Below are 24,928 nucleotides of genomic sequence, written 5' to 3'. Positions count from 1 at the left end.
ATATAAAGCTATACTAAAATAAAAACCTGCTTCGGCAGGCTTTTTTAGTGGCAATCTTTTTTTAATAAAATATGCTATACTTTATTTATCTATGTGGAAAGAGGTTCCAACAGTGAAAGTTGCATTTTCATCAGACAATCATTTTGACTTAAATAAGATTGATGTCAAACGTGCTATGCATGTACAGGCACTTTATTTATTGAACCAATCTGTTGATATTTATGTTATTGCCGGCGATTTGTTTAATGATTTTCAAAAATCATTATCATTTGCACGTGATATGCAAGATGCATTGGGCGATAAAATGATCATTCGATTCATTGCCGGTAATCATGATATGGGAAATGGCGTCACCTATGATGAATTAGAAAGTGATATTGATCCACTTTATTTTCATAATAAGTTTATTGATTTGACACCTACAGTGCGATTGATTGCTAACAATGGTTGGTATAACTATGATTTTGTTGGTGACGACTATACTGAACAACAAATTCAGCAATTTAAAAATGCATTTTGGTATGATCGACGGATTAAGCAACCTGTTTCAGATAAAGAACGTTTTAATCGTAATATGGGACAGTTACAAAAACAATTAGATGCAGCTGACCATAAACAAACCGTTGTTGTGTCACACTTTGTGCCACGTAGTGATTACATTAAACGCTTTCCAAATGGCGCATCACGCTTGGACATGGCCAATGCACTTTTAGGCAGTCATAGAATCGGCGAAATTTTAGATAATTCTTATACTATTGCGACAGTTACGGGACATTTACACTTACATCCCGCGCCATTAAAAGTCGGCAATAACATATACTACAATGCTGCAGTAGGGTACAACACAACACGTGTGCATGAGTGGGTGAGTGATGATTTTATAACAGAGTGGCAAAATCATCTTATTATATTAGACTTTTAAGATACTGGCGACAGTATTTTTTTATTTTACGACAATTTAGTTTGACTATCGAAATAAATCATGAGATAATTTTGTTATTATATATTTCGATAGTCGAAGTATTAGACGAAAGGAAATGTGTGTTGTGATTTATAATTATCCTATTTATAAGGTCACTAATCACGCTTACAAATTATGCCAGTTCTAACAACAACAGAAATTATGGATCTTATCCCAAATCGTTATCCCATTCTTTACATGGATTATGTTGAAGAAATGGTACCAGACGAATCAATAGTTGCGGTTAAAAACGTGACAATCAACGAGCAATTTTTCCAAGGGCATTTCCCAGGAAATCCTGTGATGCCTGGTGTATTAATTATTGAATCATTGGCACAAGCAGCGTCAATATTAATTTTATCATCACCACAATTTAAAGGTAAAACAGCTTATATGACAGGCATTGATAATGCCAAATTTAAAAAAATGGTTGTACCTGGTGATGTATTGAAGTTACATGTCACTTTTGGTAAATTACGTGCGAATATGGGGAGCGTGATTGTTGAAGCTAAAGTTGATGGGAAGACAGCGACATCCGCAGAACTGATGTTTGTCGTTTCTCCAGATAAAACAGATGAATGACACATCAACACCGTATTTCGAAGAATTAAATGATGAGCTTGTTGTCGTGTTTAATAATGTGATGTGGATTGAAGAAGCCGCTTTAAAGCAAAGTTATTTTTCTGATATTACATTAAAAGATATGCATACAATTGACGCCATCTCGATGTATTCTGAAAAAAGTGCATCACAAGTTGCTAAGATGATTCATTTAACCCCTAGCGCAATGACAACAGCTATTGATAGGCTTGTTGATAAGGGATATATTGAGCGAAGACGCTCAGACAAAGATCGACGTGTTGTGCGTTTAGGTTTGACACATAAGGGCCGTGTTGTTTATCGTGCCCATCAAGAGTTTCATCGAGATTTGACGCATAATTTGTTAAAAGATATGCAAGAAAGTGAAATCCAAACGGTGAGACGTGCCATTCATAATTTGGTGAGTTATCTTAGGAACGTACGAAACATTAAGGGGGAGCCATGGAACATTTAAAGATTGTAGCCTCAGCACGGCAATTACCAGAACACCAAGTAACCAATCAAGAATTAAGTCACATTATGGATACGAATGATGATTGGATATTTAGTAGAACGGGTATCCATAAACGCCATATTGTGACAACTGAAAATACAAGCGATTTAGCTACCTCAGTAGCTAAACAATTATTAGACAAGTCAGGTATTGCAGCAGATAGTTTAGATTTTATTATTGTTAGTACGATGTCGCCTGACAGTTTGTCACCAAGCACCGCAGCAATAGTTCAGGGGGCAATTGGGGCCAATAATGCTTTTGCTTTTGACCTAAGTGCTGCATGCTCAGGGTTTGTCTATGGTTTGAGTGTCGCTACCAGTCTCATATCAACACGATATCGACGTGGGCTTGTTATTGGGTCAGAAGTGTTATCAAAATTAGTAGACTGGCAAGATCGTACAACAGCAGTACTGTTTGGCGATGGCGCAGCCGGTGTGCTTGTTGAGACAACAACAGAAAATATTGGGCTACTTGGCGAACAAATGCGTACGTATGGTAATAAGGGGGATAATTTAGTAGCAGGTCAATTTGCTAATAAAAATCCTTTTGCTGGAGAAATTAGTCCAGTTGACCCATATTTCCATCAAAACGGCCGTGAAGTTTATAACTTTGCTACTCGTGAAGTGCCCGATGTGTTACAAGATGCTTTAGAAAAAGCAGACGTTGCAGCTGATGATGTGGATTATTATTTACTGCATCAAGCTAATGCTAGAATTGTGACATCAATTGCTAAACGCTTTGGACAACCTGCGGATAAGTTCCCGACTAATATGGTCGAAAATGGTAATACGAGTGCAGCAAGTATCGGCTTATTATTTGATGAATTAGTTGTATCTGGCAAGGTTCATGCTGGTCAAACAATTGCTTTTGTTGGCTTTGGCGGCGGTCTAACTGTCGGCGCTCAAATTTGGAAAATTTAAAAACCGGTGTAGACGGCTGCACCGTAAAAATCTAACGAAAATACATAAAACAGATATCAGGAGAATAGAATCATGACAGACACAGAAATTTTTGACAAAGTTAAGGAAATATTAGTAGATCAGTTTGATTTAGAAGAAAATGAAGTGAGTTTGACAACAGACTTAACAAACGATATTGATGCTGATTCATTGGACTTATTTGAAGTTTTGAACCGCGTTGAAGACGATTTTGACATTAAGTTGGCTGTTGCCGAAGATATCAAGACAACACAAGACTTGGTTGACAAGGTTAAGGAACAATTAGCAGCATAAATGTTACAAGTGATCAGTTTATGGTCACGTACATAGTTAATTTAAAGGAAAATATAATGGCAGTAATTGTAAATAACCCGCTTTTTAAAAAATTGGGAATGAAATATCCAATCGTTGAAGGCGGTATGACATGGGCAGGAACTGGCGTTTTAGCAGCAGCAGTTTCCGAAGCTGGTGGCTTAGGATTCATCGGTACAGGTTACTGGCATGGTGAAGATGTTCGTCGGGAAATCAAACGTGTCAAATCATTAACTGACAAGCCTTTTGGTGTTAATGTGATGTTGTTGAGTCGCCATATTCGCGAAGTTTTTGACGTTATCATTGAAGAAGGCGTCGCTGTTGTAGCAACTGGTGCTGGAGATCCTTCACCATTTTTGGCAGAATTACACGCAGCTGGAATCATTGTTATGCCAGTTGTACCTTCGGTTTCATTAGCACAAATGATGGAGAAAAAAGGCGTTGATGCTGTTATTGCTGAGGGTATGGAGTCTGGTGGACACATTGGCATGCTAACGACAATGACACTTGTACCACAAGTTGTCGATGCTGTGAATATTCCAGTGATTGCGGCTGGTGGTATTGGTGATGGCCGTGGCGTTGCTGCAGCATTCATGTTAGGTGCGGCCGGTGCGCAGATGGGAACACGATTCTTAACAGCAACTGAATCTGAAGTTCATCCAAATTACAAGGCTAAAATTATTAAGGCCAAAGATATTGATACGATTGTTACTGGTAATATATTGGGTAATCGTGCACGTGTTTTGAAAAATAAAATGGCAAAAAGTTTCGTTCGAAATGAAGTGGACGAATTACAAAAAGAAAAGCCAGATGCAGCCGCAATGGAAAAGCTTGAATCAGGCACATTGCGTCGTGCAGTTCAAGAGGGTGACAAAAATGGTGGTGCGTTTATGGCTGGTCAAATATCAGGATTGATTCAAGACGAAAAGCCAGCAGCAGATATTTTGTCAGATATTTGGAAACAAGCAACCGATGTGATGGGTATTGATAATACAACTTTGTAATGTCAACCAATTGTTGTTGGTGTGACTATAGTGAGATAATAGGTGGGGTTTAGCAATATGAAACTGGGAATTTTATTTAGTGGCCAAGGGGCACAAAAAGCTGGTATGGGACTTGATTTATATCAAAACATACCAGAATATAAAGCGACAGTTGATCAAGCGTCTAAGATCTTAGGTTATGATTTACAAGAAGTAGCAAATGATGACGTGAAAATTAAACAAACATCATATGCACAACCTGCTATTTTAACAATGAGTTATGCGATAATTAAGGCATTAGGTGACGCATTACCAACACCAGTAGCGGGACTTGGATTAAGTTTGGGTGAGTATTCTGCATTATCAGCTAGTGGCGCATTAAACTTTGATCAAGCGGTTGCTATTATTAAAGATCGTGGTCAATACATGCAAACTGTTGGCGATGCAAATCCCGGTAAAATGGTTGCCGTAATGGGAGATAAGCAGCAGCTTGTTACAGATGTTTTATCAACATTACAAGCAGAAGGTAAGCATGTCTATCCAGCTAATTACAATACCTTTGCTCAGCTGGTTATTGGCGGCGTATCAGAGGATGTTGATATTGCGATGACTGCGTTATCTGAAGCAGGTATACAACGAATGGTAGAGTTACCTGTATCTGGCGCATTTCATACGCCACTACTGACTGATGCCGCAACACAGTTGACAGAACGCTTGTCAGACGAAACATTTAACGATATGCAATATCCTGTGTATTCAAATACAACAGGGAAGCAATTTACAAAAGAAACGTTGTTTGACACATTAACTAAACAAATTATTTCACCAACATATTTTGCGCAAGCCATGCAAAATATGTTAGATCTAGGTGTTGATACATTCTTAGAAGTGGGTCCAGCTGATACCTTGATCAAATTCGCTAAGAAAATCGCACCAAAAGATGTGAAGCGATATGCGATTAGTGATTTAGAAAGCTTTAACATGGTCAAAGAGATGTTGTTAGCAGAAGGAGAAAGCATTTAATGATGATGGATTTTACAAACCAAACTGTATTGGTAACTGGTTCTTCACGTGGCATTGGCTTAGCAATTGCTAAAGCGTTTGATGCAGCCGGTGCGCATGTCATTTTACATGCACGTTCAGAAATAAAACCAGCTATTTACGCAGATTTCAAACAAAAACCTCAAATTCTACAATTTGATATTGCAGATGCAGAAGCAGCAGAAGCAAGTTTGAAAGCACTTTATAAGCAAGAAAATTTTGCTGGTGTTGATGTGTTAATTAACAATGCTGGCATTACGAAGGATCAATTGGCCATGGCTATGGCGCCAAATGATTTTGCAGAAGTTGTTAATGTTAATTTGAATGGTACGTTTAATGTGACACAACCTGTGTTCAAAAAAATGATTCGCCAAAAACATGGGGCAATTATTAATTTGAGTTCAGTTGTTGGGTTAATGGGTAATATGGGACAGATTAATTATGCAGCTTCAAAAGCTGGCATTATTGGTTTGACTAAGAGCTTGGCTAAAGAAGGCGCTCGTCGGGGTATTCGTGTTAATGCTATTGCTCCTGGTATGATTGTGTCTGACATGACCAATGTATTATCAGAAGAGACACAGGCTAAAATTTTAGAAAATATCCCATTATCTCGATTTGGTGAAGCTAATGAAATTGCCGAAGCTGCATTATTCTTGGCTGGAAGTGCCTATATCACAGGACAAACCCTCAGTATTGATGGCGGGCTATATATTTAATTAAAGGAGAATCACATGTCACGAGTAGTAATTACAGGTCTTGGTGCAGTTACACCGCTTGGTAATGATACAGAAACATTTTTGAATGGTATTTTTAATGAAAAAATTGGTATCAAACCCATCACTAAGTTTGATGCGTCAGAAACTGGCATTACAGTAGCTGGGCAAGTTGATGGATTTGATCCAGCACAACGTGTTGGTAAACGCGATGCACGTAAAATGGATTTATTTTCCCAATATGCTGTTGATGCAGCTGATCAAGCTTTAGAAAATGCTGGTTTAAAGTCGGCAGCAGGTTCAGAAAATCCAACAACTGTTGCAGACCCAAATCGTTTTGGTGTTATCTTGGGTAATGGTATTGGTGGTTTAACAACGATTCAAGAGCAAGTAATTAAGATGCATGATAAGGGACCACAACGTGTTAGCCCATTGTTTGTACCAGAATCAATTCCGAATATGGTCTCTGGTAATGTGTCATTACGCTTTGGTGCAAAAGGGGTTAATTATACCATTGTTACAGCCTGTGCTTCAGCAACTAATGCTATCGGTGAGGCATTCTGGCGTATTCAATCTGGTAAAGCAGACGTTATGCTAACCGGTGGTGCAGAGGCAACAGTTAACGAGATTGGTATTGCTGGTTTTGCGGCATTAACTGCTTTGTCAAAAGAGGAAGATCCAGCACAAGCTTCAAAGCCATTTGATAAAAATCGTCATGGATTTGTTCTTGGTGAAGGTTCTGGTATTTTGGTTATTGAAAGTTTGGAACATGCACAAGCACGCGGTGCTAACATATTAGCTGAATTAGTAGGTTATGGCTCATCATCTGATGCTTATCATATGACTTCGCCTTCACCTGATGGCGAAGGTGCTGCACGAGCAATGGTTGATGCGCTACAAGATGCAAACTTACCAGCAGAAAAAATTTCATATATTAACGCACATGGTACAGCAACTGGCGCTAATGATTCTGGAGAAGCACATGCCATAGCAACTGTCTTTGGTGAAAATACACTACCAGTATCATCAACAAAGGGTATGACCGGTCATCTATTGGGTGCAGCTGGCGCAATTGAAGCCTTAATATCAGTTGGTTCACTTGTTCGTGGCGAATTACCAGTTAACGTTGGTAATGACGAGCAAGATGAAGACACTAAAGTCATTAATTTGGTAACTAAGGCCACACAGAAGCAAGCACCCGAATATGTGTTGAGTGCAAATTATGGCTTTGGTGGTCATAACGCGGCTGTTATTTTCAAGAAATGGCATGAAGAGGCTTAAATCATGAGTTTAAATATCGATGAAATCCGTAGTTTAATGTCGGATTTAGAAAATAGTTCATTGCGTGAATTTAAAATTGATGATGGCGATTTTAGTTTGCTGCTATCAAAAAATGATCATACAACAGTTGTTAATACACCGGCAGCCCCTGCACAAACACAAGTGCAAGAACAAACGGCTACATCAGAAATAGCAGAACATCCCTTAGCTAAACCAGCTAAGGTTGGCACAGAAATTGTTGCGCCAATGGTTGGCACGGTATATTTACAACCTAAACCAGATGCACCGATGTTTAAAGCAGTTGGAGATAAAGTATCTGTTGGTGAGACAGTTGCGGTTATTGAAGCAATGAAACTAATGACTGAAATTCATAGTGATGTTGCAGGTACTGTGTCTGAAATTTTGGTTGAAAATGAAGAAGTGGTAGACTACAATAAGCCATTATATATTATCGTACCTGATTAATACATGCGGATTTTCCGCGTACATACCTGAATAGGAGGAAAAGCATACAATATTATATAATTGTATGCTCTAGCAAAACTAATGAGCATTTTAAATACCCAACAAATTATGGAAATTATTCCGCACCGCTATCCAATGTTAATGCTGGATACCGTTGAAGAATTAGTACCTGGTCAAAGAGCAGTTGCTTATAAAAATGTCACAATCAATGAAGAGATTTTTCAAGGCCATTTCCCAGGAAATCCAACTTTTCCAGGTGCATTAACTGTTGAAGCATTAGCACAAACAGGTGCTGTAGCCTTATTATCATTACCGGAGTACAAAGGAAAGACAGCTTATTTTGGCGGTATTAAAAAAGCGCGCTATCGTCAAATGGTACGCCCTGGCGACCGATTACGATTGGAAGTAACTATTGAACGTTTACGTGGCCCAATTGGTACCGGTAAAGGTATCGTATGGATTGGTGATAAAAAAGCTACCACAGCTGAACTGACATTTATTATTGGAGATTAGTAGTGTTTAAAAAAGTATTGGTTGCGAATCGTGGCGAAATAGCCGTTCGCATTATCCGCACATTAAAAGAAATGGGTATCGCATCGGTTGCTATTTATTCAACAGCTGATAAAGATAGTTTACATGTTCAAATTGCTGATGAGGCAATTTCGGTAGGCGGCCCTAGACCAAAAGATTCATATCTTAATATGAAAAACATCTTAAGTGCAGCATTACTTTCAGGTGCAGAAGCGATTCATCCAGGCTATGGTTTCCTTGCAGAAAACTCATTGTTTGCTGAAATGGTTGGTGAAGTTGGCATAAAATGGATTGGCCCACGACCAGAAACAATCGAATTAATGGGAAACAAAGCTAATGCTCGTGAAGAGATGCGTCGTGCCAATGTTCCAGTAATTCCTGGATCAGAGGGTTTTATCCGTAATTTTACTGAAGCAAAAGAAGTTGCTAACCGTATTGGTTACCCATTACTGCTTAAAGCAGCAGCTGGTGGTGGTGGTAAGGGTATGCGATTTGTGTATGGTGAAGATGAATTGTCTGACAAATTTGACGACGCGCAGAATGAAGCACGGTCATCTTTTGGCGACGATCATATGTATATCGAAAAAGTCATGGAACGTGTGCGACATATTGAAATGCAGGTCTTTCGTGATGAAAATGGGCATGTCATCTATTTGCCAGAACGAAACTGTTCTTTGCAACGAAATAACCAAAAAGTTTTGGAAGAATCACCAGCAACTGGTGTAACGCCAGAAATGCGTGCACATTTAGGTGATATTGTGACGCGCGCTGCTAAAGCATTACGTTATGTTAATACTGGGACAATTGAATTTTTACAGGATCGTGATGGTTCATTTTACTTCATGGAAATGAATACGCGTATTCAAGTGGAACATCCAGTATCCGAGATGGTAACAGGATTGGATTTGATTAAGTTACAAGTTTCAGTTGCTGCTGGCGAAGATCTACCTGTTTCACAAGACGATGTAAAAGTGAATGGCCATTCTATCGAAGTTCGTTTGACTGCAGAACAGCCGGAAAGACACTTTGCACCTAGTGCTGGAACGGTTGACTTTGCTTTTCTTCCTACAGGTGGTCCTGGTATTAGAATTGACTCAGCGTTATTTACAGGCGATAAAATTCAACCGTTTTATGATTCAATGATTGGAAAATTAATTGTACATGCTGCTGATCGTTCGCAAGCTATGGCTAAAATAAAACGTATTATAGATGAAACAGTTATACGTGGTGTGGATACCAGTCGTAATTTTCAAAAAGCATTGTTAGATGACCCCCAAGTACAACGTGGGGAATTTGATACGCGTTATCTAGAAAGTGAATTTTTACCACGATGGATAGAAAGTTTACCCAAAAGTGAGTGAAGCACAATACCGCGTATGGCAAACATATGCGGTATTGTTATATTCAGCGCAGAAAATATTTTATGAAAATGAAGAGGAGGCTTGTGCTTACTACTGATTGAGTATATTGTCATTTTTAAAGTTATAAATGGCATGAGATATGAATAATCGGTGTTTCAATGAGTGAGCGCACTTTACAATATGGATTTATATAATAATCAAAAATCAACCTCAAAAATTAAGCGAGATGCGTCAGTCAATGATCGCATACCGGATGGTTTATTTCTAGCTTGCCCGTATTGTGGTGTGCAAATGTATAATAAACAACTTGGGGCTTTTCGTGTGTGTGACCACTGTGGTTATGGATTTCGTCTTCAGGCGCGAGAACGTGTTGAACTTTTGACAGAATCATTTGAAGAAATGGATTCAGAAATTGAAATGATGAATCCGGATTTTCCTGGGTATGCCGACAAACTTGCACGAGCTAAATCTCAAACAGGATTGGGGGAATCAGTCTTAACAGGGGTCGCAAAAATTAAAGATGAAAAAGTAGCACTAGGTGTTATGGATTCATACTTCATGATGGGATCTCTTGGTTCAATGACAGGTGAAAAGATCACACGTCTCTTTGAATATGCTACTGAAAATTTCTTGCCTGTGGTGTTATTTACCGCATCTGGTGGTGCACGAATGCAAGAGGGTATTAACTCGCTTATGCAAATGGCAAAAGTTTCCGCAGCTGTTGCAGCACATCAAGAGGCTGGGTTATTATACCTTGTTGTCTTAACTGATCCTACAACAGGCGGTGTCACAGCCAGTTTTGCTATGCAAGGCGATATTACTTTAGCTGAGCCACACGCATTAGTTGGGTTTGCTGGTGCTCGTGTGATTGAATCAACTATTCATGAAAAATTACCGAAAGATTTTCAACGCGTAGAGACATTGATGGCAAATGGTTTTGTGGATCAAATTGTACCACGTCCAGAACTGAGCCAAACAATTGCAAAAATAGTGAAACTGCATCATGTGACGGAGGTTTAACATGGTAAATATTGGATTGAATCTCTTTAAACATGAATTAACGCCTGCAGAAGTTGTTAAAAGATCTCGAGAAGATCGCTTTTTAGCACGTGAAATAATTGACGGGATTTTTACAGATTTTGTGGAATTACATGGTGATCGTTTAAGTGGCGATGATATGTCCGTAATAGGTGGAATTGCTGCACTAAATGGTACACCCGTCACGGTAATTGCAATTGATAAGGGTATTGATATTCATGATAAATTAAGTAAACGTAATGGTTCACCAGAACCATGGGGTTATCGAAAAGCACAACGTTTAATGCAACAGGCTAACAAATTCCATCGGCCAATTATCACGTTTATCAACACACCCGGTGCTTTTCCTGGAAAGACAGCAGAGGCACAAGGGCAAGGTGAGGCCATTGCAAAATCTATTTTGGAGTCTATGAAGCTCACTGTACCAATGATTGCGATTATATATGGTGAAGGTGGTTCAGGAGGGGCATTAGCCCTAGCAACAAGTGACCAAGTATGGATGTTTCAAAATGCAACGTATTCAATTTTGTCTCCAGAAGGGTTTGCTTCCATTTTATGGAAAGATAGTAAACGCTCTGATGAAGCAGCAGCGGTTATGGGGTTAACGCCAAAGGATTTGTTAGCTAAACAAGTCATTGAATATATCATTCCAGAATCACGTAGCCATGCACGCGTGTTTAACTTAATGCGTAAACGTTTGGATGATGAATTTAAGCAGTTAAATACTTTATCACCTCAAGATTTGATCAAAAAAAGACGTGCACGTTTTAGAGCGTTTTAATATGGTATAATTAGTTATTGACAGTTGTCGATAACTTTTTTATTTATGAGTTAATAAAAAAATTGTTATATGGCAGTATCATATTTTGGGGTCGTTTTTTGGAATTCGACAGGTTGCTTAGGGCATGGACTGCGTTTCGCCATCCGGGCGTTAAAACGGGCAGACATTTTAACTGCAAAAAACGAAAACTCTTTCGCAATCGCTGCCTAAAAACCAGTGAAGCGTAACTTAATCTTGGTTGCTGACATCTGGGATTAGGTCATAAAAGGTCAGATCGCAAATGTGCTTACATCTGGAACATATTTGTCAAAATAATCAGGTTAGTGATGTGTAGCAGCCTTGTGTTGTGGCGTAACATATCATGAAATTTAAATGACAACACTATAAGCGTAGAAGTTTATGTACCGGGTGGTTTGGACAGGGGTTCGACTCCCCTCGGCTCCACTAAGCATTTCATGGCGTTGCATCAGGTTTCAAAAAACTTGATGTAGCGCCTTTTCTTATGAAAAACGTTGCACTGTATTTCATAGCATTTCACACAAAATGGGAAACTTTTTGGGAAACATTTTAAATAAGCAAGTAAGCAGTGTAACGGCGTTTAAGCCGTTTTTTATTTGCATAAAAGGTACAAAATAACACATTAATAAAAATGTGGTACATAAATAGTATAATATTGATATCACACTAAATTGGAGAGCAAACTATGACAAGTACATGGACTAATCGAGCAATATTACAACGTTATTTTAGAGGATCGGTAGACTTAGAGTGTGAGCTGATTGAACAACAACCAGAAATCATTAACCAATATAGACGTGAGAATGCAAATTTTATTCAAGAGATTAAGAGAGTGCTAGATAAATTCTGCGAACAGTTAACACCAGAGCTTAAAGATATGTACGTCAGCAAGTACAAAGAGAACAAGCCATTTATAGAGTTTTATAATGTCGTAGCGCCAACAAGCCAAATTATGGCGTTAAATAAAGAATTGAATGTATTAGTGAGCCGTTTAGAACGACCACAGGAGCGGTTGTATGCTTAGTCGTCACAATTATAGTGATCAACTATAAAAATACCCCCACCCTATGTTGTTTGGAGAGAGCGTCACTAAGTGGCGTCCTCGTTTTCTGCAAATGTCGAAATCAAAACTTTTTACATGGGCTATTTTAAACATTAAACGTTGATATAAAAGCATTGCTAACCAAAAATAGCTGTTTAGGGGTACCACAAACATTCAAATAGGCTTGTCGATTTTGATGTTACATGTGGTAAAGTCATACCTGCTAATTTTTAGAATATATTAAGTTTACTGGTTTACACTTTAAAAGCTTTTTTTAATCTGTATAGTAAGGTATCAAAGATAAAAGATTGGAAAAAAGTAATGAAGATAACTATTTTAGTAGATAATAACACATTCATTGATGAATATTATTTTGGTGAACCTGCTTTATCTATGATGATTGAAAATGAAGATGAAAAAATACTTTTTGATATGGGATATAGTGACATATTTTTGAAGAATTCACAAACTAAAGGTATTAATTTAGATGACGTCACTAAAATTGTGTTTTCACACGGTCATAACGACCATACACGTGGTATGAGTTTTCTACCAGAGTTATCAGGACTTTTTGGTAAGCTAGTTTATGCACATCCACTTTTTTTGAACTCAAAACGTTTTGAAGAATTGGATATTGGCGCACCAAAAAATATAGATTGGGTAGAGAACAAATTTGATTTAAATTTACAAAAAGAACCTGTTAAACTAACAAATAAATTATGGTATTTAGGAGAAATTGGCCAGTATACTGACTTTGAAAAACGTGAAGCGATAGGAGAAAATTTTGTAAATAACCAATGGCAAGATGACTATGTAATGGATGATACAGCAATGGCTTATGAAACTAAAGAAGGCTTATTTATTATCACAGGATGTTCCCATAGTGGTATTTCCAATATTTGTGAGCATGCAAAAAAAGTTACAGGGAACAATAAAATACTGGGTATTATTGGTGGCTTTCATTTATTTGACTTAGATGAGCGATTAGAAAAAACTGTTGAATATTTCCAAAATAACAATATTACCCACTTATATCCTAGCCACTGTGTCTCTTTTAAAGCAAAGGCATATATAAATCAATTTATTGCTGTTGAAGAAGTTGGCGTTGGATTAGAAGTTAATGTATAAAGTTGAGGGTAATTGGCTTATCTTAGTGTAATTGATTTAAGTTCGTTTAAAACGTTAATTAAAGTAAGAGCTACATTTTTAAGTAAAACTAATATGAAAAATTACTTTTGGTAGTTTCATCCCTGCATATGAATTGATAGGCTCACAGCAAAGAAATAACAGGCTAAATTTGAACGTTAAATACAAAATAGTGTATTTTACCATGAATAACTAACAAAGCTTAAAACGCCTTCCATGACTTTAAAACAGACACAATAAAAGCCACGACCTAGATTAAACTGGATCGTGGTTTTATTGTGTTACAAGTTAAGTTAGCAAAATTAGTTTAAAATAAGTACAGAAACTGATAGATATGTAGCGAATAACAACCATAACAAGTAAGGGACTAATAGTAGTTTAATGGGTCGCTTATCTATCCAGATAATGGCAATAACTAAAATATCCATTGCCACGATCATTAGTGTAGCTAACAGAAAATTTGAAAACGAGAAGAATACGACGGTCCAAAATATATTTAATGCTAGCACGTACATATAGGTATAGAGTGCACGTCGATTATTTTTCACAAAACTCAGGTTAGCACAATAAATGCCAAGTAAAATATAGAGTAAGCCCCATGCTGGACCAAAAAGCCATTTCGGTGGTACTAGTGGTGGTAAATTAAACGTGCCATATATGTCGCCTATCGACACACCACGTATCCATTCCACACTAAATGATGATAATGTGCCGAGAACTAAAATAGTCACAATAAATGCTATAGCTGAACTGAACCCCCTGAGTTGGAGCAAATTAAACTCAGGGGGGGTTCAGTTCAGCAAACGTTTTATTTTATTAACTTATGGGAACTTACTACTAGAAACATACCTAAATGTATAAATTATTCTAACAAATTGCTATCATTTTCAAACTTTTGCAATCTTTTTTGATTTTTAGCAAATGTAGCTAACTGTTGTGTGGCCATAGTATTTAACAGCTGAGTCCTTTGTTGTTGTGAAACACCTGATTTTATTAATTCAGCATTCATACTTTCAATGTTAACCAAGACCAATAGTTGTGTTTTGGTTGCATTATCACGCATGTTGCCTTTTTTAGTAGGATTTTTTTGTTTCCATTGCTTTGCTGTTAATCCAAATATTGCAACATTTAAACGATCTGCTTCACTGGCAAAGCGCCACCCATTTTGTTTTTGTGTATTTGTATCGGGTAATAAATTTTCTTTTATTGCCTCTGTATGGAGTTGATAATTAAGTCTACTTAGCTCACGATTTAAGTTCCATTCTACACTTAGTCTGTTAGCGTCACTAAGCTTTAATTGTTGATAATCTTTTATTAGGTATAGACGAAACTCTGGTGAAATCCAAGAAGCAAACTCAAATGCTATATCGGTATGAGCAAATGTTCCACCTCCTATCCCTGATCGAGCAATAATACCCCTTGCGTTAGTATCTTTTATCCATTTTGAGGAAGACATGACAAAAGCATTTGATCCTGCATCATTTTTAAATTGAGAAAATTTTTCTATATTGAAATCATTGTTATTCATTTGTTCCCAGAGACCCAAAAATTCAATGGTAGATTTAGCACGTAACCAATTTTTTATTATATCGGTAGGGGCGTCTGGATTTTTCGTCTTGGCAATGTCGGTCAAACTCATAAAATCATTAGTACCATCTTGACCATTATTTATAATGCTTATTGGCATACCGTTTGGGTGTATTTCTTCTTTGTTAACCATAGAAACCTCATTGTTAGTTATACACATGTTTATCAACAACCTTATAAACAGGTCGATTTCGACCTGTTTTACATATGTGAAGTAGTATTTCGCGTTAGAATTGAGCTTTTTAACGTGAACGCTTGGCACGTATGTACGCACTCTGTGAGTGCTTATAATTGATGATTTAGCGGTTTTGAATCTTGTATGGTCTAAATGTGTTGTGCTTTGTCTCATACTCTTCAATGGATATAATTTTATTATTGTGAAATTTAATTGTTGATATACCATCAAATACATATGTGTTTGCTTCTTTTGCTTGAAAAATCCATTCTACAAAAATAGTTGAATTATCAAGATTGTAGCAATTTTTTATTTCCCATTTCAGAACAGTTTGCTTAAGTAACATGTCGTTAATCCACATATGAATTTCATCCAAACCAACATAAGTGGCACCATAACATTCTCGATAGTAGATACGATCACAAAATATATTATCTAGGTTTGTGAAGTCTCTATCCACCCACATTTTAAAGTAGTTTGAAACAATGTCTTCTCTCATTAGCAGTAAAACTCCATTGTTTAGCGGTATCTTGTGTATACATTTTGGGTGTTGCAACAGCCTCAAAATAGTTTTAAAAACCTATTATTCCAAATATGTTCATAAAACTTTACGGTATTCTGAGCAGTCATATAAGCATTGTCAAATGTCGTACTAAGCCCTTTTTTCATTTGTAAGTCATAACCTAAACCATGTGCTATCTTAATTGTTGTATCGACACAAAACTCTGTTTGGGCGCCACATATTTCGAGGCTTTTAACATTATTTTCATTAAGAATTTTACGTAATTCAGTATGATAAAAAGAATTAGCATGTGTCTTTTGTACGAAACAATCATTGGATTGGGTATTAATTTCAGGAATAATTTTCCAAAGGGAATGACCATATATTAACTCTTCATCATTGTGTTGAATGAAAATGATGAACTTGTTTGTTTCACGGTATGCCGAAATACGATTATTGATTCCAGTTATGCATTCTTGAAGATTAAAAATATTTTTCGGCTCTTTGCATACACCATTTTGAAAGTCGATAACTAATACAACGTCTGCAGTTTGTAGCATGTGTTCTCCTTTGTATGAATTAACCAATGACATCCCCGCCCGTTGTTTGAATAGGGAAGCGACACACAGAGTCGGCGTTCTCGTTAAGATAAACAGTTATTTTTTCGTTTTAAGTCGCTTACTGATAGTAGGTGGCTTTTTATTTATAAACAAAGTAAGTAAGAAAGCTAATGAAACTTGCCACTAACATCAGTATTCCTGCCCACTGGTAATTTTTATTTTTTTCGTCTTTACTTGACATTAAAAATGTTAATCCACTTACTGCCATTGAAAAAGCTATTAATAAATCCATAAAATCCCCCAAAAGTTATATATTCTTCAAAACAGAACTCTCAAGCGACATAGGTATACCAAAGTACGCCATGAAGTCATAGAGTTTGCTGTATCTGTCTGTGATCTAGTCAAAGTAAAAATCTGCTAGCATTTTAAACGCGTATGTTTTGTGTTGTTCGCCATTTAAGACAGTGTTGTAGCTCATGAAACTTTCTAAATGGTAGCGAGAACTTTGTTTTACAGTTAGGGTTGATGATTGTATTGTCAGACGGTAAGGCAACATCAGGATCATATATTGAGCCAGCCATTTCAGCAACTATAATTTTTTCAAGGTTTACTTTATCAGCGTTATAGTGTGCTATCATATCATCAAAATAATCTAGTGGGGAGGTATAGTTGAGGTATTCATACGTTTATTTTCTTTCATCCCCGCTGTCAGACATATTGTGAGCCGTTTTAAGCTTGTTGTCTGTTTTTAGTCTAAAATTCACTATGGTATATCTAAAGTATCAGCAGTCAATGAGGGCATGGTATACGACGGAGATATCTACTTAAGTCGGTTAACCCACGTGGGTTAACTTTTTTTGTTGTCGTTTTGTCAGTATTATATTTCAAGCACTAATAAAAGCCTCCGACGTAATTTTCGGGAAATTTTCAGTGTGATAATATATAAAAGCGGTAAATGTTTTGTATAAAAATCAAGGTCATTAAAATTATTGCAGTAAGAGAAATCCAGAAATAAATTTTTTGTTTGTTGATATAGGAATCATATACCATAGGACCAAAAATAAAAAAGGGCATAACACTTACAAAATAACCAAAGTATTGATTATTAATGAGATGCAGGGCATTACCAAGCCACACTGCGAGTATAATTAATAATATTACCGTTCTTGTTTTAAATAATGTTTTGTTTATTTTCATGATTTTACCTTAACGCCACGGGCTAATTGCCGGAGGATTTTTTATTTTTGGTTTTGAGCGTTACTCTGTAAGTATTTTATTATTGTTTCTTAAAATTTTTAACAATTAAGAACACAACAAATTCAATAAGCCAAATTATAACGAAAAATATGAACAAAACACCCAAGTTTAATAAACGTAGTTCGTTATTCATGATGGCACCAGCACCAGCACCGTCGGTGTCGCGCATCCATAGGAAAATACTGCTAATTAAAAATAGAACGATGCTAGTAATGTTGAAAGTTAGCCATCCTTTATGTCGCATATTGATTTTTTTCATGAATTGTCCACAGTAATTTTTGTTAATCAAAAATTAATTAGGCACTCTGTGAGTGCTTGATGATTAGTAACTGTTGCTATTAGGCATCGACATAATAATGGCACCAATAACTAAGACATACAAAACTATAAAAGTTATAGTTATGATAAAGTATACTAATCCAGCTCGGTTTCATGTTGCTTGAACGGCTTTAAAAGTTTCGATGTCATTATGGTCGCCATCTTTCCATGCCCATTCATTACCTTTAAAGCCACATACAAACATCCAAATTAAGTTAAAACCAGGTATAAGGCATAATAAAGGTAAATAAGTTTTGTTACCGATGCCCCAAAAAATGTTAAAGATAAAGGCGCCCCAGTTCCAACCTTTAACTTCTGTCGGTACAGTTGTGCTATTTTCGTCCATAATCATTCTCCTGAATGCTTTTAACGTGGATCAATACACGTTTATTGTGTGCTTAACTAACAAAAAATATGAATCAAGTTGATAGGAAAACGATTGTTGCAAAAACAATATCTGAATTGATTTTTTAGTCAGGGTGAAATTTTGATACTAAAAACATCGTAACTCGTATAAGATCAATATTGCGCTTTAGTAATTCAAAAAGTTGTTGCGCTATAATCTCACGGCCTAATTATTGTTATTTCTAATGGTTATTCTCGATGCTTTGAATACTATGATATGAGTATGTTATATTCCAAACCAAGTTGTTGATAATATGATTAAACTGGCAATCAAACCACCAATATTTGTTGCATCAAACCATTTTTTATTTTTAATATCATCAACTGAAAAAAATAGGGATATTATAGAAATAATGGTTAATCCAATTTGAGTGAGTAAACTGATGCCACTGATCAAACGCAAAATTGTGAGCAGAAACAGTAGTATGAGAGAGGAGAAAATAAGCCATAATTTAATTTTTTGTGTCATAATCGGTCTACTTTTTTTTATCATTTTTATGCTCTTCGTAGTCTTGGAAAGTTTTTCCACTAGCAAATGCACCTAAAATTGATTGAAAAAAATCGATAATAAGCATGAACATGTGCGACCTCCAATTGCATGTGTGACATAATACTAGCAAGTAATATGCTAGTATATTATACCATTAATTGAAATACCTGTTTAATATGCTAGTCAAGTCATTTATCATTAATCGATAGGTTACTAAGAAATCAAGTGTCAGAAAATAAAAGAATGCGTATCGAAATTCGAAAACCAGAACTAGTTCTTTAGCAATTAAAAAATTAAAACAGCATTAACTCCTGCATGAAGTTAATGCTGTTTTATTTAACAAAGAATATGTCATTTTTTCGGTTGTTACTAATGATGGCATAATAGTTGGTTATTTAATAGTAACAGTTCGCTTTAGTAGGGGACTGGAATTATCAAGTAAAATTTGTTCAACCTCTGATGAAAATTCAGTTCTACTAATGGCGCGTAGATGATCAAAATATGATAAACGCTTAAATTTATTAATGAGAATACCTGGTAAATAAGATGATTGTCTGTCCTTATCAAAAACAATACCTGGATATACCATAAAAGCACGATTCTTTAATTGTTTTTTGGCTAATGATTCGACTTCTAATTTTGCTCTTAGATAAGGTTTCATGAAAAAAGGGCCAGTATTTGCTGAGACAAAAAGAAAGTTTGGTTTTGTTTCTTCTTTCAAGACATCGATTACTAATTTAGCAGGGTTGACACTATTTTTTTGATACGTTTGGTGTTTTAAAGGATTTGGAAATAAGATACCCACGGCATCAATAACCCAGTCAGCATCAGCTACAATCGCCTGCCACTGTTCAGATTTTTCGAGATCAACTGCATGGTAAATTGTTGCGTCATTTTTACTAGGCATAAATGCATGCCGAGATAAACTATGGATTTCAAATAAGTCGGGTGAAAAATTCTTGATGAAACCCTGACCAACAAACCCTGTGCCGCCAACAATAACTAATTTTTGCTTGTTAATAGTTTTCAATTTAATCTCCTTTAGTATTTTTTGATTAAATGGTGTTACTGATATGAAAACAGAAAGATTATTCAGTTAATAGTGTACCGCAATGATGTACTATTTATCTTTATTGATTTCTTCAAATTGACCATCAAAAGTATTTTTGTCTTGGGGACGTTTAGTGGTAGGTTTTTTGATAAATTTCATTCGAATCCAGAAAGCGAGTGAAATTAAAACAATCACGCCGATAACTGCGAAAAAATTTTTAATAATGAAAGATACTAAAAGAACTAAAACAATTGCCAGAACCAACCTGGGTATGATGCCAAATGTATTCGTGAATAATAAAGCAAAGAAATAAATAATCAAAAATAAAATCAGTACTGGTATTAAAAATAGGATTGACATATGATAAACCTCCGTTATTATGATTGCGTTAAGCTGGGTTGAAAAATTTTAATTATAGTTGCTAGCGCTTTAATTTTTCTGCTTTTAATGTATTAGCAAAATGTAATTTAGCAAAATGATTTAAATCAGCGCCTTGTTTTAGTAATTTAGAAGCCACAATGTCCACCTCTTTACCTGCGCCGATAGGCAAACGTATGCCTGCTTCATGGCTTAAGCTGTCAATTGCATCTAATTCAACAACGCGCGCTAAAATTGAAGCTGCAGCAACACTAAGATGATATTGTTCACCTTTAGTTGTGAAATAGACATTTTGTTGTACAATTTTTGATTGTTTAGCATTGTGCAAATATTTGAAATAAGTGCTTTCTTGTGCAAACTGATCAATTAATATGCCATCAGGCATAGTGGGGGAAATTTTGTCCAATACTTTGCCTAAAACGAAATTATGAGAAATGGCTTTCATTTGATTCACATTGTTTTTTTGCTGCAAAATATTGTATTTTTCAGGCATTAAATTAACAACGTGGTGCGGTAATTTTGCAATGATGTCAGGTGCGATTTGTCGCATTTTAGCATCAGTTAGCGTTTTTGAATCCGCAATTCCGAGTTGACGTACCCAACTGATATTTTCTTTGGCAACAAAGACTGCAGCAGTTGTTAATGGCCCAAAATAGGCACCTGCGCCAACCTCGTCGGAACCCAGAACAGACCAATTTGAGAAATTGTTTGGTATATTAACACCAGGCGTGGTTGATTTTTTTCCAAGCACTTTGGCTGCAGTCGAAACAGTGCCATTTTGCCAAATTGCTGCTTCTTGAGCAAAACCTAATCCTTGAAACAATACTTTGCCTGATTTATAGCCAATGATTGATGCACGACTGTTTTTTGCTGCAAAAACAGCGCCATTAGGTAAGTGAGGTGTACTAGCTGATGTGTAAAATGCGACCATTTTTTGTAATTGTGAAGGTGTAACTTGTATGACTTTTTGCATACTATTAAGTATATCAGTTTTGGTTAAAGGAAATATAGTGTATAATTGATTAGATACAATAAGGGAAAAAACAATGGCTATTCAAAACGAAAAAAAGCATTACAAGGCTAATTTGGCTGGCAAAAAGTATACAATTTCAGGCAATGCTAGTTTGCCACATTTTAAAGCCACTGAAACTTTATTCAATAAACAATTAGTTCAAATAAAAACAGTTGCCCCGAATTTATCGCAAGCTGACCAAACAGTATTATTAACATTCAATGCACTTTCTGATCAGCTTTACAAACAAGCTGAAATTGATGAATTGCAAGCAAAAATTGCAACATTAGAGGCCGAATTACAAAATACGCAGAAGCCTAAAAAGGCAGTTGCAAAACGTGAACCTAAAAATGCCATTGGGTCAATTATTGATGATGCCAAGCATGATAGTCAAGCACGTACAACAGATAAGCTATTTAAACAAGGAACAACAAACTTATGATATTATTAGGAATTGCGATACTATTTGTGGCGGCATGGTTGTTGTCTGGCTATCGTCACGGGTTGGTAAATGGTTTATTACGACTAGCATTATGGCTTGTCGTTTGGTATATTGCGATTAAGTTCTCTAAACCATTCGGCACGCTCATATCAAATTTTGTGGATGGTCAATTTATTCGAACGAGTGTACCACAAGATCTCGTTAGTCATGGGTCACAATTTTTAGCTTCAGGCATTAGTTTCAGTATTTTATTGATACTGGGTGGTGCCATTAGTCACTATGTACTTAAGTCTTTAAAGGTTATTCGACACATACCGTTATTAGGCTGGCTTGATGGTGTCCTTGGTGCATTGCTATATGGTATTATTGGCATAGTTGTTGCATTTTTTGGGTTACAATTATTATCAGTTATACCCAATGTTTGGATCCAAGACCAATTTTTAAATACGCCACAGTTGAATGAATTATTAGATCATGTACCGTTTTTTGCGGAACAAATTTATAATTGGTGGCTGTAACATGTTATTGCTGTCTTGATAATTTTAAAATATGAAAGAAATAGCGCGGGTGCGCATAAAATAAAATAGTATGAACAAAAAAGTATTACAAACGTTAGAATATGACAAAATCAAGTCACAATTGAGTGGTTTTTTGTCTACGCCGGTCGGTAAATTAGAAGCCGATAATTTACATCCAGAAACTGATGTGACTATTATCAACTATTGGTTGCTTGAAACTGCTGATGGTGTTTTAATTGATCGTTTAAAAGGTGGTATACCCTTGGTCAAATTGGCTGATATCACACCGCATTTAAAGCGACTCAATATTAGTGCAAGTTTGAGTGCCACAGAATTATCAGAAATTGGTACAGTGTTACGTAATACGACTGCCATTGCTAATTTTTTTGGACAGATGGCTGATGAAATTATTGGTGAATCACTTAAAGTATTGCCAGAACAAGCGGAAAAATTGGCGGTTCTTTCAGATGTCACACGCCAAATAGAAATTGCTATTGATATGACAGGTCGCATCAATGATGAAGCGTCTTTTGATTTAAAAGCAATTCGTGGCAAAATTACTGGTAACGAGCATGCCGTTAAAAATAAAATGCAAAGCTATACACGTGGAAAATCTGCTCAATATTTAAGTGATCCAATTATAACTATTCGTGCAGATCGGTATGTGTTACCGGTCAAAGCTGAATATCGTAATCAATTTGGTGGTGTGGTCCACGATCAAAGTCAAACGGGTCAGACATTATATATCGAACCGCAAGCAGTCGTTGAACTCAATAATAAGTTAAGTGAGCTACGTGTTAAGGAACAAGCGGAGGAGCAGCGCGTCCTTCAGGCACTGTCATCAGCACTTGAACCATACACCAATGAAATCGCACAAAATGTTAATATTTTAGGCCATTTTGATTTTGTCAATGCCAAGGCGCGTTTGGCAGCACGATTAGATGCGATGCAGCCGGTTGTTAATACAGAGAATCATGTTGATTTACAACAAGCTTGGCATCCGCTACTGGATAAAAAAATAGCTGTGGCTAATGATATCGCCTTAGGCGATAAGTACAAGTCAATTATTATTACCGGTCCTAATACGGGTGGTAAAACAATTACAATTAAAACACTTGGTTTATTACAACTCATGGCCCAGTCAGGTTTGTTTATCACAACAAAACGACCCTCAACAGTAGGTGTTTTTCATGAGATTTTTGCTGATATTGGGGATGAACAATCCATCGAACAAAGCTTGTCCACATTTAGCTCACACATGGCTAATATTATATCAATGATTGACAATATTGATGGTAATAGTTTAGTTATTTTTGATGAGTTGGGTGCCGGCACAGATCCAGCAGAAGGGGCAGCATTAGCCATTGCTATTTTAGATAAAGTGGCTAGTTTGGGTGGTTACGTTATTGCAACAACGCACTATCCTGAATTGAAATTGTACGGCTATAATAGGCCTGAAACATTGAATGCCTCTATGGTTTTTGATGTCGAAACATTAAAGCCAACTTATCAATTTTTGATGGGGGTACCAGGCCAATCAAATGCGCTGGCCATTGCTAAGCGTCTAGGCCTTGGTGAAGATGTTATTGGTGCAGCTACTGCACTAACTGATGAATCTGATCAAGATTTAAATGATATGATTGTTGATTTAGTGACACAACGCGATGCGATTAAAAAGAACAATACTGCATTAGAATTACGTTTAAAATCAACTGCGGAGCAGTCAGAATCATTGATAGAACAACAACGTAAATTGGATAAAGAACGTGCTCAAATTGTATTAGAGGCTAAAAACGAAGCAAATCATATTGTTGCATCAACTAAAAAGCAGGCTGAACAACTCATATCTGAAATTCGTAAGGAACGTTTGAATGCTGGCCAGCATACTGGCGGCTTAAGTGAACAAGATTTGCAGGTTAAAAAAGGTCAATTTGATAAATTGCGTCAAAATGATAGTTTAGAAAAAAATAAAATCTTACAAAAAGCTAAGCGCGCCAAGGCATTGACATCCGGTGATGAAATTGTTGTCAAATCATATAATCAACAGGGCATATTAGTCAAACAGCACAGTAATGGGCAATGGGAAGTCGAAATGGGTATTTTAAAAATGCTTGTCGATGAAGATGACATTATTAAAACTGAGGCGACAGCTAAGGCACAGCAAGTTAAATCTAAGCAAAAGAGAAAAAAAGTTGTTAAAAAAACTACGATCGCTAGTACTTCACGTGGCAACGCTAGTGCCAGTTTAGATTTGCGCGGTGTACGCTATGAAGCAGCATTAGCAGAACTTGATCGTTATTTAGATACAGCTGTTTTAGCTAATCTTGGTACGGTTGAGATTATTCATGGCAAAGGAACGGGTGCACTTCGCAAAGGTGTCAGTGAATTTCTTCGCTCAGATCGTCGTGTGAAATCATTTCGTTTTGCTAGTGCTAATGCTGGTGGTGATGGTGCCACTATCGCTGAACTATCATAATATTTGGTTATATCCAATCAGAAGCATCTATTGTGTGAGCAATATATGCTTTT

At 36.5% G+C, this 24,928-nt stretch carries 29 protein-coding genes, 1 other RNA gene and 1 pseudogene; 20 read left to right on the top strand and 11 right to left on the bottom strand.

Annotated elements, in window-relative coordinates:
- The first annotated feature begins 112 nt into the window (after window positions 1-112).
- The 17 genes from K5Q14_RS05455 (at window position 113) to K5Q14_RS05375 (ending at window position 13,686) form a co-directional block, all read left to right on the top strand.
- Window positions 113-922 carry a metallophosphoesterase gene (locus K5Q14_RS05455; protein ID WP_220734819.1) on the top strand — a complete coding sequence of 270 codons (810 nt, stop codon included), beginning with the start codon at window positions 113-115 and terminating at the stop codon, window positions 920-922.
- A 174-nt stretch (window positions 923-1,096) separates the two neighbouring features.
- Complete coding sequence (fabZ, locus tag K5Q14_RS05450) at window positions 1,097-1,543, top strand: 3-hydroxyacyl-ACP dehydratase FabZ (protein ID WP_220734818.1); 447 nt, start codon at window positions 1,097-1,099, stop codon at window positions 1,541-1,543.
- Window positions 1,536-2,015, top strand: a complete 480-nt coding sequence (locus tag K5Q14_RS05445; RefSeq protein ID WP_220734817.1) for a MarR family winged helix-turn-helix transcriptional regulator — start codon at window positions 1,536-1,538, stop codon at window positions 2,013-2,015. Before fabZ (K5Q14_RS05450) ends, K5Q14_RS05445 begins: the two co-directional genes overlap by 8 nt.
- On the top strand, window positions 2,003-2,974 hold the full coding sequence (locus K5Q14_RS05440) for a beta-ketoacyl-ACP synthase III (protein WP_220734816.1): 972 nt from the start codon (window positions 2,003-2,005) through the stop codon (window positions 2,972-2,974). Before K5Q14_RS05445 ends, K5Q14_RS05440 begins: the two co-directional genes overlap by 13 nt.
- A 72-nt stretch (window positions 2,975-3,046) precedes the next feature.
- A complete protein-coding gene (locus K5Q14_RS05435; protein ID WP_220734815.1) occupies window positions 3,047-3,286 on the top strand; it encodes an acyl carrier protein in 240 nt (79 codons plus the stop codon).
- Window positions 3,287-3,342: 56 nt separating this feature from the next.
- The gene (locus K5Q14_RS05430; RefSeq protein WP_220734814.1) at window positions 3,343-4,308 is read left to right on the top strand and encodes a nitronate monooxygenase; all 966 of its coding nucleotides are present in this window, start codon (window positions 3,343-3,345) and stop codon (window positions 4,306-4,308) included.
- Window positions 4,309-4,365: 57 nt separating this feature from the next.
- Window positions 4,366-5,310 (top strand): ACP S-malonyltransferase, encoded by a 945-nt coding sequence (locus K5Q14_RS05425; protein WP_220734813.1) that lies wholly within the window; start codon window positions 4,366-4,368, stop codon window positions 5,308-5,310.
- A 2-nt stretch (window positions 5,311-5,312) separates the two neighbouring features.
- Window positions 5,313-6,044, top strand: a complete 732-nt coding sequence (gene fabG / locus K5Q14_RS05420; protein ID WP_220734834.1) for a 3-oxoacyl-ACP reductase FabG — start codon at window positions 5,313-5,315, stop codon at window positions 6,042-6,044.
- A gap of 15 nt (window positions 6,045-6,059) precedes the next feature.
- Window positions 6,060-7,322 carry a beta-ketoacyl-ACP synthase II gene (gene fabF / locus K5Q14_RS05415; protein ID WP_220734812.1) on the top strand — a complete coding sequence of 421 codons (1,263 nt, stop codon included), beginning with the start codon at window positions 6,060-6,062 and terminating at the stop codon, window positions 7,320-7,322.
- Window positions 7,323-7,325: 3 nt separating this feature from the next.
- Complete coding sequence (gene accB, locus K5Q14_RS05410; RefSeq protein ID WP_220734811.1) at window positions 7,326-7,787, top strand: acetyl-CoA carboxylase biotin carboxyl carrier protein; 462 nt, start codon at window positions 7,326-7,328, stop codon at window positions 7,785-7,787.
- An 81-nt stretch (window positions 7,788-7,868) separates the two neighbouring features.
- Window positions 7,869-8,300 carry a 3-hydroxyacyl-ACP dehydratase FabZ gene (fabZ, locus tag K5Q14_RS05405; protein ID WP_220734810.1) on the top strand — a complete coding sequence of 144 codons (432 nt, stop codon included), beginning with the start codon at window positions 7,869-7,871 and terminating at the stop codon, window positions 8,298-8,300.
- Window positions 8,301-8,302: 2 nt separating this feature from the next.
- Window positions 8,303-9,679 (top strand): acetyl-CoA carboxylase biotin carboxylase subunit, encoded by a 1,377-nt coding sequence (locus tag K5Q14_RS05400; RefSeq protein ID WP_220734809.1) that lies wholly within the window; start codon window positions 8,303-8,305, stop codon window positions 9,677-9,679.
- A 180-nt stretch (window positions 9,680-9,859) separates the two neighbouring features.
- A complete protein-coding gene (locus K5Q14_RS05395; RefSeq protein WP_220734808.1) occupies window positions 9,860-10,699 on the top strand; it encodes an acetyl-CoA carboxylase carboxyltransferase subunit beta in 840 nt (279 codons plus the stop codon).
- A gap of 1 nt (window position 10,700) precedes the next feature.
- Window positions 10,701-11,498 (top strand): carboxyltransferase subunit alpha, encoded by a 798-nt coding sequence (gene accA / locus K5Q14_RS05390; protein WP_220734807.1) that lies wholly within the window; start codon window positions 10,701-10,703, stop codon window positions 11,496-11,498.
- A gap of 87 nt (window positions 11,499-11,585) precedes the next feature.
- Window positions 11,586-11,945, top strand: a transfer-messenger RNA (tmRNA) gene (ssrA, locus tag K5Q14_RS05385).
- 256 nt (window positions 11,946-12,201) lie between these two features.
- On the top strand, window positions 12,202-12,540 hold the full coding sequence (locus tag K5Q14_RS05380; protein ID WP_220734806.1) for a hypothetical protein: 339 nt from the start codon (window positions 12,202-12,204) through the stop codon (window positions 12,538-12,540).
- 339 nt (window positions 12,541-12,879) lie between these two features.
- Complete coding sequence (locus K5Q14_RS05375) at window positions 12,880-13,686, top strand: MBL fold metallo-hydrolase (protein ID WP_220734805.1); 807 nt, start codon at window positions 12,880-12,882, stop codon at window positions 13,684-13,686.
- A gap of 320 nt (window positions 13,687-14,006) precedes the next feature.
- Here K5Q14_RS05375 and K5Q14_RS05370 read toward each other — a convergent pair whose 3' ends face one another.
- From K5Q14_RS05370 to rnhC, 11 genes and pseudogenes are all read right to left on the bottom strand, one after another.
- On the bottom strand, window positions 14,007-14,435 hold the full coding sequence (locus K5Q14_RS05370) for a TspO/MBR family protein (RefSeq protein WP_246587568.1): 429 nt from the start codon (window positions 14,433-14,435) through the stop codon (window positions 14,007-14,009).
- 131 nt (window positions 14,436-14,566) lie between these two features.
- Window positions 14,567-15,424: a KilA-N domain-containing protein gene (locus K5Q14_RS05365; RefSeq protein WP_220734803.1), complete on the bottom strand. Its 858-nt coding sequence runs from the start codon at window positions 15,422-15,424 to the stop codon at window positions 14,567-14,569.
- A 166-nt stretch (window positions 15,425-15,590) separates the two neighbouring features.
- Complete coding sequence (locus tag K5Q14_RS05360; protein WP_220734802.1) at window positions 15,591-15,965, bottom strand: nuclear transport factor 2 family protein; 375 nt, start codon at window positions 15,963-15,965, stop codon at window positions 15,591-15,593.
- Window positions 15,966-16,027: 62 nt separating this feature from the next.
- On the bottom strand, window positions 16,028-16,528 hold the full coding sequence (locus tag K5Q14_RS05355; protein ID WP_220734801.1) for a cysteine hydrolase family protein: 501 nt from the start codon (window positions 16,526-16,528) through the stop codon (window positions 16,028-16,030).
- Between the two features lie 139 nt (window positions 16,529-16,667).
- The gene (locus tag K5Q14_RS05350; RefSeq protein ID WP_220734800.1) at window positions 16,668-16,820 is read right to left on the bottom strand and encodes a hypothetical protein; all 153 of its coding nucleotides are present in this window, start codon (window positions 16,818-16,820) and stop codon (window positions 16,668-16,670) included.
- A 984-nt stretch (window positions 16,821-17,804) separates the two neighbouring features.
- Window positions 17,805-18,044, bottom strand: coding sequence for a DUF3923 family protein (locus K5Q14_RS05345; protein WP_246587566.1), 240 nt, complete (start codon window positions 18,042-18,044; stop codon window positions 17,805-17,807).
- Window positions 18,045-18,107: 63 nt separating this feature from the next.
- A pseudogene (locus K5Q14_RS05340) lies at window positions 18,108-18,449 on the bottom strand (ribonuclease G).
- A gap of 285 nt (window positions 18,450-18,734) precedes the next feature.
- Window positions 18,735-18,977, bottom strand: a complete 243-nt coding sequence (locus tag K5Q14_RS05335) for a hypothetical protein (RefSeq protein WP_220734799.1) — start codon at window positions 18,975-18,977, stop codon at window positions 18,735-18,737.
- A 412-nt stretch (window positions 18,978-19,389) separates the two neighbouring features.
- Window positions 19,390-20,028: an NAD-dependent epimerase/dehydratase family protein gene (locus K5Q14_RS05330; protein WP_220734798.1), complete on the bottom strand. Its 639-nt coding sequence runs from the start codon at window positions 20,026-20,028 to the stop codon at window positions 19,390-19,392.
- A gap of 90 nt (window positions 20,029-20,118) precedes the next feature.
- Window positions 20,119-20,409 carry an AFWIR motif membrane protein gene (locus K5Q14_RS05325; protein ID WP_220734797.1) on the bottom strand — a complete coding sequence of 97 codons (291 nt, stop codon included), beginning with the start codon at window positions 20,407-20,409 and terminating at the stop codon, window positions 20,119-20,121.
- 61 nt (window positions 20,410-20,470) lie between these two features.
- The gene (rnhC, locus tag K5Q14_RS05320) at window positions 20,471-21,400 is read right to left on the bottom strand and encodes a ribonuclease HIII (protein ID WP_220734796.1); all 930 of its coding nucleotides are present in this window, start codon (window positions 21,398-21,400) and stop codon (window positions 20,471-20,473) included.
- Window positions 21,401-21,473: 73 nt separating this feature from the next.
- Between rnhC and zapA the strand changes: the two genes are divergently transcribed.
- The 3 genes from zapA (at window position 21,474) to K5Q14_RS05305 (ending at window position 24,875) form a co-directional block, all read left to right on the top strand.
- Window positions 21,474-21,881 (top strand): cell division protein ZapA, encoded by a 408-nt coding sequence (zapA, locus tag K5Q14_RS05315; RefSeq protein WP_220734795.1) that lies wholly within the window; start codon window positions 21,474-21,476, stop codon window positions 21,879-21,881.
- Window positions 21,878-22,399 (top strand): CvpA family protein, encoded by a 522-nt coding sequence (locus tag K5Q14_RS05310; protein WP_220734794.1) that lies wholly within the window; start codon window positions 21,878-21,880, stop codon window positions 22,397-22,399. Before zapA ends, K5Q14_RS05310 begins: the two co-directional genes overlap by 4 nt.
- 70 nt (window positions 22,400-22,469) lie before the next feature.
- Entirely contained in the window at window positions 22,470-24,875 is a 2,406-nt protein-coding gene (locus K5Q14_RS05305) for an endonuclease MutS2 (RefSeq protein ID WP_220734793.1), read from the top strand.
- Window positions 24,876-24,928 lie beyond the last annotated feature (53 nt).

Origin of the sequence: Leuconostoc inhae (assembly GCF_019656015.1) — a bacterium.
Taxonomy (GTDB): domain Bacteria; phylum Bacillota; class Bacilli; order Lactobacillales; family Lactobacillaceae; genus Leuconostoc; species Leuconostoc inhae_A.
Note: the sequence above shows the minus strand (reverse complement) of the source record. Positions and strands in the feature narration are given on the sequence as shown.

What these genes read in the sequence shown, in the direction of transcription:
- K5Q14_RS05355 (WP_220734801.1), bottom strand. Translation starts at nt 16,528, where the DNA reads ATGCTACAAACTGCAGACGTTGTATTAGTTATCGACTTTCAAAATGGT.
- K5Q14_RS05375 (WP_220734805.1), top strand. Translation starts at nt 12,880, where the DNA reads ATGAAGATAACTATTTTAGTAGATAATAACACATTCATTGATGAATAT.
- K5Q14_RS05430 (WP_220734814.1), top strand. Translation starts at nt 3,343, where the DNA reads ATGGCAGTAATTGTAAATAACCCGCTTTTTAAAAAATTGGGAATGAAA.
- fabF (WP_220734812.1), top strand. Translation starts at nt 6,060, where the DNA reads ATGTCACGAGTAGTAATTACAGGTCTTGGTGCAGTTACACCGCTTGGT.
- fabZ (WP_220734810.1), top strand. Translation starts at nt 7,869, where the DNA reads ATGAGCATTTTAAATACCCAACAAATTATGGAAATTATTCCGCACCGC.
- accB (WP_220734811.1), top strand. Translation starts at nt 7,326, where the DNA reads ATGAGTTTAAATATCGATGAAATCCGTAGTTTAATGTCGGATTTAGAA.
- rnhC (WP_220734796.1), bottom strand. Translation starts at nt 21,400, where the DNA reads ATGCAAAAAGTCATACAAGTTACACCTTCACAATTACAAAAAATGGTC.
- K5Q14_RS05360 (WP_220734802.1), bottom strand. Translation starts at nt 15,965, where the DNA reads ATGAGAGAAGACATTGTTTCAAACTACTTTAAAATGTGGGTGGATAGA.
- fabG (WP_220734834.1), top strand. Translation starts at nt 5,313, where the DNA reads ATGATGGATTTTACAAACCAAACTGTATTGGTAACTGGTTCTTCACGT.
- fabZ (WP_220734818.1), top strand. Translation starts at nt 1,097, where the DNA reads ATGCCAGTTCTAACAACAACAGAAATTATGGATCTTATCCCAAATCGT.
- K5Q14_RS05345 (WP_246587566.1), bottom strand. Translation starts at nt 18,044, where the DNA reads ATGAAAAAAATCAATATGCGACATAAAGGATGGCTAACTTTCAACATT.
- K5Q14_RS05425 (WP_220734813.1), top strand. Translation starts at nt 4,366, where the DNA reads ATGAAACTGGGAATTTTATTTAGTGGCCAAGGGGCACAAAAAGCTGGT.
- K5Q14_RS05440 (WP_220734816.1), top strand. Translation starts at nt 2,003, where the DNA reads ATGGAACATTTAAAGATTGTAGCCTCAGCACGGCAATTACCAGAACAC.
- K5Q14_RS05310 (WP_220734794.1), top strand. Translation starts at nt 21,878, where the DNA reads ATGATATTATTAGGAATTGCGATACTATTTGTGGCGGCATGGTTGTTG.
- zapA (WP_220734795.1), top strand. Translation starts at nt 21,474, where the DNA reads ATGGCTATTCAAAACGAAAAAAAGCATTACAAGGCTAATTTGGCTGGC.
- K5Q14_RS05445 (WP_220734817.1), top strand. Translation starts at nt 1,536, where the DNA reads ATGAATGACACATCAACACCGTATTTCGAAGAATTAAATGATGAGCTT.
- K5Q14_RS05305 (WP_220734793.1), top strand. Translation starts at nt 22,470, where the DNA reads ATGAACAAAAAAGTATTACAAACGTTAGAATATGACAAAATCAAGTCA.
- accA (WP_220734807.1), top strand. Translation starts at nt 10,701, where the DNA reads ATGGTAAATATTGGATTGAATCTCTTTAAACATGAATTAACGCCTGCA.
- K5Q14_RS05435 (WP_220734815.1), top strand. Translation starts at nt 3,047, where the DNA reads ATGACAGACACAGAAATTTTTGACAAAGTTAAGGAAATATTAGTAGAT.
- K5Q14_RS05335 (WP_220734799.1), bottom strand. Translation starts at nt 18,977, where the DNA reads ATGACACAAAAAATTAAATTATGGCTTATTTTCTCCTCTCTCATACTA.
- K5Q14_RS05325 (WP_220734797.1), bottom strand. Translation starts at nt 20,409, where the DNA reads ATGTCAATCCTATTTTTAATACCAGTACTGATTTTATTTTTGATTATT.
- K5Q14_RS05350 (WP_220734800.1), bottom strand. Translation starts at nt 16,820, where the DNA reads ATGGATTTATTAATAGCTTTTTCAATGGCAGTAAGTGGATTAACATTT.
- K5Q14_RS05380 (WP_220734806.1), top strand. Translation starts at nt 12,202, where the DNA reads ATGACAAGTACATGGACTAATCGAGCAATATTACAACGTTATTTTAGA.
- K5Q14_RS05365 (WP_220734803.1), bottom strand. Translation starts at nt 15,424, where the DNA reads ATGGTTAACAAAGAAGAAATACACCCAAACGGTATGCCAATAAGCATT.
- K5Q14_RS05395 (WP_220734808.1), top strand. Translation starts at nt 9,860, where the DNA reads ATGGATTTATATAATAATCAAAAATCAACCTCAAAAATTAAGCGAGAT.